This is a genomic window from Streptomyces sp. MnatMP-M17, from assembly GCF_900091995.1.
In the GTDB taxonomy this organism is placed as follows: domain Bacteria; phylum Actinomycetota; class Actinomycetes; order Streptomycetales; family Streptomycetaceae; genus Streptomyces.
In genome coordinates, this window is sequence record NZ_FMDK01000352.1 from 1 (window position 1) to 10,947 (window position 10,947).

The 10,947-nt window shown below is 69.2% G+C and carries 8 protein-coding genes and 2 pseudogenes; 5 read left to right on the top strand and 5 right to left on the bottom strand.

All coding sequences use genetic code 11. The annotated features are described in order from the left end of the window. From GA0115259_RS41885 to GA0115259_RS16425, 4 genes and pseudogenes are all read left to right on the top strand, one after another. Positions 1 to 103 (top strand): annotated as a pseudogene (locus GA0115259_RS41885) (carbohydrate kinase); the annotation flags it as partial. Further along, positions 100 to 867 carry an IclR family transcriptional regulator gene (locus GA0115259_RS16415; RefSeq protein ID WP_093597115.1) on the top strand — a complete coding sequence of 256 codons (768 nt, stop codon included), beginning with the start codon at positions 100 to 102 and terminating at the stop codon, positions 865 to 867. The pseudogene GA0115259_RS41885 and the gene GA0115259_RS16415, both read left to right, overlap by 4 nt. 7 nt (positions 868 to 874) lie before the next feature. Further along, on the top strand, positions 875 to 1,300 hold the full coding sequence (locus GA0115259_RS16420) for a RidA family protein (protein WP_093597118.1): 426 nt from the start codon (positions 875 to 877) through the stop codon (positions 1,298 to 1,300). Between the two features lie 142 nt (positions 1,301 to 1,442). Next, on the top strand, positions 1,443 to 2,915 hold the full coding sequence (locus GA0115259_RS16425; protein WP_093597121.1) for a GntP family permease: 1,473 nt from the start codon (positions 1,443 to 1,445) through the stop codon (positions 2,913 to 2,915). A 72-nt stretch (positions 2,916 to 2,987) separates the two neighbouring features. On the opposite strand, the gene GA0115259_RS16430 is transcribed toward GA0115259_RS16425, so the two are convergent. Beyond that, the gene (locus GA0115259_RS16430; protein ID WP_093597124.1) at positions 2,988 to 5,108 is read right to left on the bottom strand and encodes a serine/threonine-protein kinase; all 2,121 of its coding nucleotides are present in this window, start codon (positions 5,106 to 5,108) and stop codon (positions 2,988 to 2,990) included. Positions 5,109 to 5,322: 214 nt separating this feature from the next. Here GA0115259_RS16430 and GA0115259_RS16435 point away from each other — a divergent pair, with 214 nt between their 5' ends. After that, positions 5,323 to 6,729, top strand: coding sequence for an Nramp family divalent metal transporter (locus GA0115259_RS16435; RefSeq protein WP_093597127.1), 1,407 nt, complete (start codon positions 5,323 to 5,325; stop codon positions 6,727 to 6,729). A 215-nt stretch (positions 6,730 to 6,944) separates the two neighbouring features. On the opposite strand, the gene GA0115259_RS16440 is transcribed toward GA0115259_RS16435, so the two are convergent. The 4 genes and pseudogenes from GA0115259_RS16440 to GA0115259_RS16455 form a co-directional block, all read right to left on the bottom strand. Then, positions 6,945 to 8,576: a chitinase gene (locus tag GA0115259_RS16440; RefSeq protein WP_370747959.1), complete on the bottom strand. Its 1,632-nt coding sequence runs from the start codon at positions 8,574 to 8,576 to the stop codon at positions 6,945 to 6,947. 646 nt (positions 8,577 to 9,222) lie between these two features. Beyond that, entirely contained in the window at positions 9,223 to 9,624 is a 402-nt protein-coding gene (locus GA0115259_RS16445) for a hypothetical protein (protein WP_093597133.1), read from the bottom strand. 347 nt (positions 9,625 to 9,971) lie between these two features. After that, positions 9,972 to 10,457, bottom strand: a complete 486-nt coding sequence (locus tag GA0115259_RS16450; protein ID WP_093597136.1) for a hypothetical protein — start codon at positions 10,455 to 10,457, stop codon at positions 9,972 to 9,974. 120 nt (positions 10,458 to 10,577) lie between these two features. After that, a pseudogene (locus GA0115259_RS16455) lies at positions 10,578 to 10,947 on the bottom strand (DNA-binding protein); the annotation flags it as partial.

Genomic DNA, 10,947 nt, shown 5'->3' on the forward strand with positions numbered 1-10,947 from the left:
GGACGCCGACCGGCTCGCGGGACTCGACGACGGCGCGTGGGGGAGACTTCGTCTCGGCCCCGGCTGGACGGAGGCCACGGAGCAGGAGGTACGTACCCCATGAGCCAGACGGTCGACCGCGCGCTGAGCATCCTTCCGCTGCTCGCCCAGGGACCAGCCGATCTCGGGCAGGTCGCGGACCGGCTCGGTGTGCACAAGTCCACCGCGCTGCGGCTGCTCCGTACGCTCCATGAGCACGGGCTCGTCCACCGCCAGCAGGACCAGCGCTACCGCCTCGGCGCCCGGCTCTTCGCGCTCGCGCAGGAGGCCGTGGAGAACCTGGACGTACGCGAGATCGCGCATCCGCACCTCACCGCGCTCAACGAGGAGATCGGGCACACCGTCCATCTCGCCGTGTACGAGGAGAACGAGGTCCTGTACATCGACAAGGTCGAGAGCCGCTATCCGGTCCGTATGTACTCACGGATCGGCAAGCCCGTCGCCATCACCGTCGCCGCCGTGGCCAAGCTCCTGCTCGCCGACCTTCCCGAGCCCGAGCGCCGCGCCGTCGCGGAGAAGCTCGACTATCCCGCCTACACGTCCCGTTCGACGCCGAACGCCGCCGCCTTCCTGAAGGAGCTGGCGACCGTGCGCGAACAGGGCTGGGCCACCGATCTCGGCGGCCATGAGGAGTCCATCAACTGCGTCGGCGCGCCGATCCGCGGTACGGACGGCCGGGCCGTCGCCGCCATGTCGGTCTCCGCGCCGAACGTCGTGGTCACCGCCGAGGAACTCCTCACTCTGCTTCCGCTGGTACGCCGTACCGCGGATGCCATCAGCCGGGAGTACTCCGGCAGTACGCCTGTCAAGGACGCCACCAAAGGATGAGTGCCGCATGACCGAGAAGACCGGTACCGAGAAGACAGCTCTCACGCCCGCCACCCACACCGCTCCGCCCGCGAAGTTCTCGCACGGCGTCCGGAAGGGAAACATCCTCCAGGTCGCGGGCCAGGTCGGCTTCCTGCCCGCCGTCGAGGGCCAGGCGCCCACGGTCGCGGGACCGACGCTGCGCGAGCAGACACTCCAGACGTTCGCCAATGTCCGGGCGATCCTGGAGGAGGGCGGCGCGAGCTGGGACGACGTGATGATGATGCGCGTCTATCTCACCGACGTGGACCACTTCGCCGAGATGAACGCGATCTACAACGCGTACTTCGAGGAGCAGGGCCTGAAGGAGGCGCCTGCCGCGCGTACGACGGTCTATGTAGGCCTGCCCAAGGGTCTGTTGATCGAGATCGACGCACTCGCCGTCCTCGGCTGAGAGTCCCCTGAGCCTCTCCATCGCTGCTGAAACCCGAACTCCGGTACGGCGATCGCCCACGCGGCGCCGCCGTACCGCGATCCCACCTGCCTCCGCACACCACCGCCGTATGCCCTTATATCCCCTGAACAGAGGTCCCCCCATGCTCCTGGCCGCCGACGCGCCACCCGAGACACCGCCCCACACCGGTGGTCTGCTGCTCCTCATCGACGGCACCGCCGGTCTGCTGACCGTCGCCGCCCTCGGTATCGCCCTCCTGCTCCTCCTGATCATCAAGGTCAGGCTCCAGCCCTTCGTCGCCCTCCTCGGTGTCTCCATAGCCGTCGGCCTCGCCGCCGGTCTCTCTGTCACCGAACTCTTCGGTACGGTCCAGAAGTCCGCCGCCGTCTCCATGATCGAGACGGGTATGGGCGGCATCCTCGGCCATGTCGCGATCATCATCGGGCTGGGCACCATGCTCGGCGCGATCCTCGAAGTGTCCGGCGGCGCCGAGGTGTTGAGCGCCCGGCTGCTGAATCTCTTCGGGGAGAAGCGCGCACCGCTCGCCATGGGTGTCACCGGTGTCGTCTTCGGTGTCCCGGTCTTCTTCGACGTCGGCATCTTCGTCCTCGCGCCCATCGTGTACGCGGCGGCCAGGCGCTCGGGCAAGTCGGTCGTGCTGTACGCGATGCCGCTGCTCGCCGGTCTCTCGATGACCCATGCCTTTCTGCCGCCGCATCCCGGTCCCGTCGCCGCGGCCGGGCTCTTCGGGGTGGATCTGGGCTGGGTCATCCTGATGGGTGTCGTCGTCGGCGTCCCGGCCGTGCTCGCCGCGTGGGTCTACGCCGCGTGGATCGGGAAGCGGCTGTTCGTCGACGTTCCGCAGGACATGGTCGAGGCCGCGGCGGAGGCCAAGGCCGCGGTCGCCGCCGAGCAGCGGGCCTCCGGTGTCACTCCGCAGGAGCGGCCCGTAGCGCTCGGGACCGTACTCGCGATCATCGGTACGCCGCTCGTCCTGATCCTGCTCGCGACCTTCTCGTCCATCGCGCTGGATCCGTCGACCGGCCGCTCGGTGATCGAGTTCTTCGGCCATCCGTTCGTGGCGCTGACGATCGCGCTGCTGCTCGCGTACTACCTGCTGGGCATCCGCCGGGGCTGGTCCCGTGCCTCGCTTGAGCGCGTCTCCACGTCCTCGCTCAAGCCGGTCGGCAACATCCTGCTGGTCGTCGGCGCGGGCGGAGTCTTCGGCGCGGTCCTCAAGGGCAGCGGTATCGCGGACGCGCTCGCCGACACCTTCAACGATGTCGGGCTGCCGGTCATCCTGCTGGCCTGGCTGATCTCCGTCGTCCTGCGCGTGGCGCAGGGCTCAGCGACGGTCGCGATCGTCACCACCGCGGGCATCGTGGTCCCGCTGGTCGAGGGCCAGGGCTTCTCGCAGGCGCATCTCGCCCTGATCATCATGGCGATCTCGGCGGGCTCGATCTTCGCCTCACACGTCAACGACGGCGGCTTCTGGATGGTCGCCAAGTACTTCGGCATCTCGGAGCGCGACACGCTGAAGTCGTGGACGGTGCTGGAGACGGTCCTGTCGGTGGCGGGCTTCGTCGTGGCGGCGCTGCTGAGTCTGGTGATCTAGGCCCTGTCCGGCGGCCCTGTCCGGCGGCCCTGTCCGGCGGCTATGTCCGGCGGTTTCCATGCGGGCCGACCGTCACGAAGTGACCTTCGCGCAGACGTAGTTCTCGTCGTCGTCCACCTCCCACCAGTAGTCCGGGCAGTTCGGGTCGCTGCCGTCCGACGGCATCCCGTAGTAGCCGGTGATCTGCATGATGTACGCGTAGCCCTCGGGCACCGAGCCGGCGCCGCAGTTCCATACGGTCTGGAGACGGCCGGCGCCGACGCGGTTGTCCTTCTTCTTGGCGACGAAGCACTGGCCCGGAGCGTATTTGCGGGAGACGCAGAGCGTGGTGGTCACACCATCGTCGCCGCTGTTCGTCCAGGTCTGCTGGTCGTCGCCGCCGTCGCAGACCGAACCGTTCGTGTCCGAGACGGCCTGGTCCACGCGGTTGTAGGCCTCCGGCGCCGAGCAGTCGACACGTTTCGGTACGGCGTCGCTCCAGCGTCCGAACCCGTCGTCGTGCGAGCTGAGGCACTCTCCGGTCCGTACGGCACGGAAGGCGAGGTCGACGGCGCTCGGAGCGGGCGTCGTGGAGGTGTCGCTGGGATAGGAACCGCCGTAGGAACTCCCGCTGCTCGATGACGACGAACCGCCGGAGGACGAGGTACTGGAGGTCTCGGACTCCCAAGGGCGCCAGATGAAGATGACGACGAAGGCGACGACGAGGAGGAACACACCGCTGCCGGAGGACTTCTTGGCCGGAGTCGCCGGGCTCGTCGTGGCCGCCCGGGCGGTGGCGGCGGATGCGGCGGATGCGGCGGATGCCGGGCGCTGTCCGCCTGCTGGGCGTGATCCGGCGGGGGAGCCCTGCCCGGTGGAGCCCTGCCCGTTGGCCGATCCCGCCGCCCGTGACCGGCCCTCGGCCTTGGTGTCCTTCTGCCCGGTCTTGTTCCGTGCGGCCTGTTCGGCCTGTTCGCGCTCGGCCTGCTCCCGTTCGAGCCGTTCCCGCGCCGCGCGTTCCTGTTCGGCCCGTATCTCGGCCATCTCCCGGGCCACGCGCTCCCGTTGGGCCCGGCGCTCGGCCCGTTCACGTTCCGCGCGGTCGTGCTCGCGGGCGGCGCGCTCGCGTTCCCGCTCGGCCCGTTCCCGTTCCGCTTTCTCCCGCTCGGCCTTCTCCGCCGCCTCGGCGCGGGCCTCGGTGTACTCGCGCGTCGGGTCCGGTTCCCGTACGCCGTGCGTACGCTGGTCCGCGGTCGGATCGTCGGGTCCCGCGCCCGACGCCGCTCCGGGCCCGCCGCCCTCCTGTAGCCTCCGGCCCTGCTGGTCGTACGCCTCGATCAGCGCCGTCCAGCGCGGCGGCAGCCATCGGCGGCCACTGTCCGACACCGGCAGCCCGACGAGAGCGGCCTTGAACTGCGCGAGGACATCGGCGGGCCGCGGCCGGGCGCCCGGATCCGCCGCCAGACAGGGACGTATGAGCTGGTCCAGCTCGCGCGGCAGCCCGCTCAGCTCCAGCTCGCCTCTGGCCACCCGGGCCAGCAGTCCCAGCGTGTCGCCGTCATGGGCGTACGGCGGCCGGCCGACGGCGAGATGGAAGAGTGTCGCGCCCAGCGAGTAGATGTCGGAGGCCGCTGTGGACGGCTCGCCTCTGGCCTGCTCGGGCGAGGTGAACGCGATCGTGCCGAGCGTGAGGCTGGTCCGGGTGAGATCGCTGGCGTGGGAGATCCCGAAGTCGATGACGCGCGGGCCGTTCAGCGGGAGCAGTACGTTCGGCGGCTTGATGTCACGGTGGACGATGCCCGCGCCGTGCAGCGCGACCAGCGCGGCGGCCACTCCCGCGCCCACCCAGCGCACCGCCGAGGCCGGTGGCTGTCCGGCCGTCCGTACCAGCTCGGCGAGCGACGGCGCGGCGATGTACTCGATGGCCATCCACGGCCGGGCCGCCTCGGCGTCGGCGTCCAGGACCCGGGCCGTATAGCCGCTGTCGACGCGCTGGGCCACGGCCACTTCACGGGCGAACCGGCGCCGGTCGACATCGCTGACGATTCCCTCGGCGAGCAGTGTCTTGACCGCGACCAGCCGCCGGCCGGAGCGCGCCAGATAGATCCGGCCCATTCCGCCCGTGCCGAGCCTGCCGATGATCCGGTACGGGCCGAGAGCCGCCGGGTCGTCCGTACCCAGCCGCTCGATCTTCACCCCGGACATGCCAGACATGCCAGAACTCCCCCCGCAGATCCCCGGTCGATTCGGGTGCGCGGTGCATAACACGCCTGGCGCGTTCGGCCCGTTCCCGCCACGGGCAGGGAATTCACCGGATCCGGAATCCCGCCGCGTCCGCCGGGCCGGACGCGGTCTTGCGCGATCACCGTTGCTCCGCTTTGGTGACGTGGGTCACATGAGGGGGGTCGAGTGAGAGGCGACGATACGAATGGCGGACACCACGGGTGCGACGGGCGACAAGGGTGCGACTGGCGCAGGCGCCGGGGCCGGAGCCGGAGCCGGAGCCGAAGCCGGTGAGGCCGACGGGACAAGCAGAGCAGGCGGAGCCGGTGCGGTCGGCGGGACCATCTCCCGTCCGCGTAAGTCGAGTTGGACGTACATCGGTCCCGGGATCGTCGTCGCGGCGACCGGCGTCGGCGCGGGCGATCTGGTCGCGACGCTCATCGCGGGCAGCAAGTTCGGCTACACCCTGCTCTGGGCGGCGGTGATCGGCTGCCTTGTGAAGATCTCCCTCGCCGAAGCGGCCGGCCGCTGGCATCTCGCCACCGGCCGTACGCTCTTCGACGGCTGGCGCAGCCTCGGCAACTGGACCACCGTCTACTTCGCGGTCTATGTCCTCGTCTGGGGCTTCGTCTACGGCGCCACAGCCATGTCCTCCAGCGCCCTGCCCATCGTGGCGCTCTTCCCGGACGGGCCAGGGCTCAAGACCTGGGCGGTCATCACCGGTCTGATCGGTCTGGTCTTCGTCTGGTTCAACCGGTACGCCGTCTTCGAGAAGGCCATGACCGTCCTGATCGGCGTGATGTTCGTGGTGGTGGTGTACGTGGCGATCCGCGTCGCGCCCGACCTCGGCGCCGCGTTCGCGGGCCTCGCTCCGGTCCTGCCGGACGGCTCGCTCCTCTACACCCTGGGGCTGATCGGCGGGGTGGGCGGCACGATCACCATGGCCGCGTACGGCTACTGGGTGAACGCCAAGGGCTGGACCGACTCCGGCTGGATGAAGGTGATGCGCCTCGACAACCGGGTCGCGTACATCACCACCGGGCTGTTCGTGATCGCCATGCTGATCATCGGGGCCGAGCTGCTGCACTCGTCCCAGATCGCCCTCACCTCGGGCGACCAGGGGCTGATCGATCTCGGCACGGTCCTGGAGGACCGCTTCGGCTCCGTCACCGCGAAGCTCTTCCTGGTCGGCTTCTTCGCCACGTCCTTCTCGTCCCTGATCGGCGTCTGGCACGGAGTGAGCCTGATGTTCGCCGACTTCGTGGACCGCTTCATCCGGGAGCGGATGGGCGTCGGCCGGGAGGACACGGCGCAGATGATCGCGTCCGGCACGCGGGAACGCTCGTTCTGGTTCCGTGTGTATCTGCTCTGGCTGACCTTTCCGCCGATCTCACTGCTCTTCCTGGACGAGCCGTTCGGCCTGGTGGTGGTCTACGGCGTGCTGGGCGCGTTCTTCATGCCGTTCCTCGCGCTCACCTTGGTCTGGCTGCTCAACTCCTCCCGTACGCCGAGGGAATGGCGCAACGGTGTGCTGAGCAATGTGATGCTGGCGGCGGCCGGGCTGCTGTTCGTGGTGCTGTGCGTACAGCAGATAAGGGACCTTCCCTGGTAGCACTTCCGGCAGGTCCGGCCGGGGCCGGACACACGGCAGCGCCGTCGGGTGGGGTTCGACGGCGCTGCCGGCCCTGTGGGGGGCTCGGAGGGGCTTGGGGGCTCCCTGGCAGCGCCGCCGGGGGAGCGGCGGCGCTGCCGTGTACGTACAGGCAGGTGCTACTGGCGGTACGGACGGAGGTGCTGCGGTGCTGCTACGTAGGTCCTATGGAGTCGCTACGGCAGCGCGTGGACGTGCGGGCCGACCGCGTTGGACCAGGCGTTGCCCGCCGTCGCGTCCCAGTTGGTGGACCAGGTCATGGCGCCACGGATACCGGGATACGTCCTGGAGGGCTTGAAGGAACCGCAGTTGGTGCCCCGGGCGAGGCAGTCCAGCGCGTTCTTCACGATGGACGGGTCGACATAGCCGCTGCCCGCGCCGCGGGTGGAGGCGGGCACGCCGAGGCCGACCTGCGACGGGGCGAGGCCGCCTTCGAGCTGGATGCAGGCGAGGGCGGTGAGGAAGTCCACCGAGCCCTGGGAGTAGACCTTGCCGTCGCAGCCGAGCATCGAACCGCTGTTGTAGTACTGCATATTGACGACCGTGAGGATGTCCTTCACGTTCAGCGCCGTCTTGAAGTACTCGCCCGACGTCGACTGCATGTCGATGGTCTGCGGCGCCATCGTCAGCACCAGTCCGCTGCCGGCCTTCGCGGAGAGCTGCCGCAGGGCCTTGGTCAGATAGGTGGAGTTGATGCCGTGTTCGAGGTCGATGTCGACGCCGCTGAAGCCGTACTCCTGCATCAGCGCGTAGGTGCTGTCGGCGAAGGCGGTGGCGGAGGCGTCACTGTTGATCGTGACATTGCCCTTCTCGCCGCCGACCGAGATGATCACCGACTTGCCCGCGGCCTTCTTCGCGGCGATGTCCGCCTTGAAGTCGGCCACCGATCCGTAGCCGACGGCCGGGTCGAGATTGAAGGTGATCTGACCGGGCGTGGCCGTCGCGTCGGCGAAGGACACGGCGATGATGTCGTACTGCGACTGGACGTCACGGAGCTTCTGGACGGCCGCGCCGTTGTTGAAGTTCTGCCAGTAGCCGGTCAGCGCGTGCTTCGGCACCGCGGGATTGCCGGGCGGGTTGCCGCCGCCCTGCGCGGTCCTTCCGGTGACCGTGGCGGAACGCGCGGACTCACCGGCCGCGTTGGTCGCGGTGACCTGGAAGTCGTACGAGGTGTTCGGGGCCAGCCCGGTCACGGTCGAGGAGGTGCCGGTCGCCGACTGGACCTTTGTACCGGAGCGGTAGACGTTGTAGCCGGTCGCGCCGGAGACACCGTTCCAGTTGAGCGTCACGGACGACGAGGTCACGGAGCCGACGGCGAGACCGCCGGGCGCGGCGGGAATCTGCGGCCCGGGGTCGCTGCCACCGCCGCCGTCGGGGCCGAAGACGGAGAGATCGTCGGCGTAGTAGGGCGTCTGGCCGTACCACCCGTGGGTGTAGACGGTCACGGACCGGGTGGAGGCACCGGTCCTGAAGGTGGTCGTGAGCTGCTTCCAGCCGGAGCTGTCCGGGGTCCAGGTCGACACATCGGTCGTACCGGTGCCCTCGGCGCCGAGGTACACATATCCGCCCTGCACCCACGCGCTGAGCGTGTAGGTGGAGTTGGGCTGCACGGCGACGGCCTGGGTGCATTTGGCGTTGTCCTGCCCGGCGGGCGTACCGCGCAGCGCGGCGGCGCCACCGTGCACGGGCGAGCCGACGGTGGCTCCACTGCCCGCGGAACAGGTCCAGTTGGCGAGCCCGGACTCGTAACCGGCGTTCTTGGCGACATTGATGTCCGCGGCCTGCGCACTCCCGGAAAGCCCGGTCACACTCAGCGCTCCGGCGGCCAACACGGCAACCGCCCCGCCGATCCAGGTCCGTATGCGACCTCTGCCGTCTGGTGCACGTTCCACTTGCTGCCTCCGCTGGGGGTTCGGGGATGGAGGTACCGAGAGGGGGAACGGTGGCCACCGTCGGGCGTAAAGGTGGTCCAGACCAATCAACTTGTCAAGACCTCTGGCAGAAGGTCGTATACAGAAACCGCCCCACCGCACGTCACAACGCCGGCCGCGCTTAAGGGGGTTGGGGGCAGCCGTCGCCATGAGTGCCGGTGCAGATGCCGAACGCGCTTGTCACGCATTGGCCGTAGACAGAGCAGCCGAACCGGTCCACGACCGCACCGCGTGGTGCGCTCGGCGAGTGGGACGGAGATGGAAGCGCCCCGACCGCGGGTGCGGCCGGGGCGTGTCCCGCGTTACTACTGGGTCGTGCCGCCGGGGCAGGTTTCTCGGCTGGGGTGGGGCTTCTGGTGCCCGGTGGCCGGCTGTCCCGGGGGCGAGCCGACCGTCTGCCCGCATGAAGGGCACGTGCCCTCGCAGCGGCCGGGATCGAATCGTGGTGACATATCAGTCCTCCTTGTGCAGGCGGTGCTGACAAGTGACGTACGTCGTCCTACCCCGCCGCCGGCCGGGAGGACTACAGCTGCCGGACGAAAGCACGCGCCCCGTTGTGGAACACGACCGTCAGCCCGCGGCTGCTTCCCTCACCCGGCCGGGTCGACCAGCGCTCGATGCTCGCGATCTCCGGAGACTCCGCCCGCGCGATGGCCGCGGCGAGCCAGCCTTCGTGATCGCCGGGCGCCGGGTCCGCCACTGCCTGAACCGGCTCACCGTTGACGGGAACATCGGAGTGTTCATGCTTCTCGCCCTCGGCAAGCTGGCCCATGATCTGCCACCGTGCTTCACCATCCCCGGTCGTGATCGCCAGTCCGAACGGGTGCTTGGTGTCTCCGGCTTCCGCGAGGGTCTGGACGCGGGTCACACCGGGGCTGTTCTTGGCAAGATCGAGGGTGAAGTCCTGGAACCGAGCGGGGCGCATTTGTGATCATTCCTTCCGTGGCGGCCGGGTCAGTCTAGGCGTGATGCGGCAGCCGGGGCGGGAGGTCATGAAGTTCACACGCTCGGATCTCACGGCGGGTCGCGATCCGGTCACCATGGGTTGACGCCTGCTTCTGTGCTGGCCTGCGGGACGGGCGTCCGTGTACGTCGTCCATAGCGTCCTGCCCTCCCTGCACCGGCCGTCGGGGCCGCTGCATGTGGCGCACTCCTGGGTGTGTGCCAGCCACGCGTTGTACTCCGCAAGGAACCGGCCGTTCACCACGACGAGAACACGCTGGAGGTGACCCGGTCCGCTGCCTCCGTCACGCCACTGCCACGCGGTGGCGCTCACCGCTCGCTGTCTTCCAGCCGCTCGCGGCCGACTTGCAGCAGCTCGGCCGCACCAGCCGGGTCACACAGCTTGCCGACCTGTTCCACAGGGACCGACCAGTGACAGCCGCTGTGTCTCGGCTTCGTGTGGTCGACACGGGGGACGGTGAGCCAGGCGCCACGTCCACGGACCACTGCCAGCGGTGATCGCCATGTCTCTGTCGTCCGGGGCGGCACGAGTGCGTAGTACCAGCCCGTCTCGGCGATCACCGGGCCTTTGAGAATCTTGCTCAGTTCTCCGGCCACGGAGTCGGGCTCGGCGCTGCCGACCGCCGCGTGGACCAGCACGGCGGGCATCCGTACGGCGTCGAAGATGACGCCCGTGGGCAGGAGGGCGGGGCGGCCCTGGCGGTACCAGTGGTCGTGGGCCTTGCCGGGCAGGCGGCTGGAGGAGGCCAGCCAGTCCTCACGGGGATTGACGGCGAACGGGTGATGCTGCGTCATGGTCGGCTCCATGTACGGGTGTTACAGGGTGGGCGCTGACCGTTAGATCGTGCCGACGCAGCAAGGCCCCGACGTCCCTAAGGTAGGGACGCCGAAGCTTGACTTTCCGTATGCTGTTCGCTATACACCGCTCCACTGGGCGAACTCGCGCAACTCCGGCGCGGGCCGCTGTCGCGCCCGCAGCAGTGTGCCGACGGTTTCATGCACCTCAGGGTGGTAGCGGGTGAGCTGCGGAGCCTTCTCCCGCGCCCCTTCGAGCGATGCGAGCGATGCGTCGTGGCGTGCTGTCCAGGCCTCTGCGCCGGCCTTTCTGATCAGGAATCCCGCGACCCGGGTGGGCTGATAGGAGTCGGGAAGCCGCACCTCGTCGGCCACGCGTACAGCCGTCTCGTAGTCGTCCTGGTACATCGCCACGTCCAGGCGCCCCAACGCGACATTCAGCTCACCGAAGGCCAGGGCGTATCGGTTGCCGGGCGGGTCAGTGGCGGCG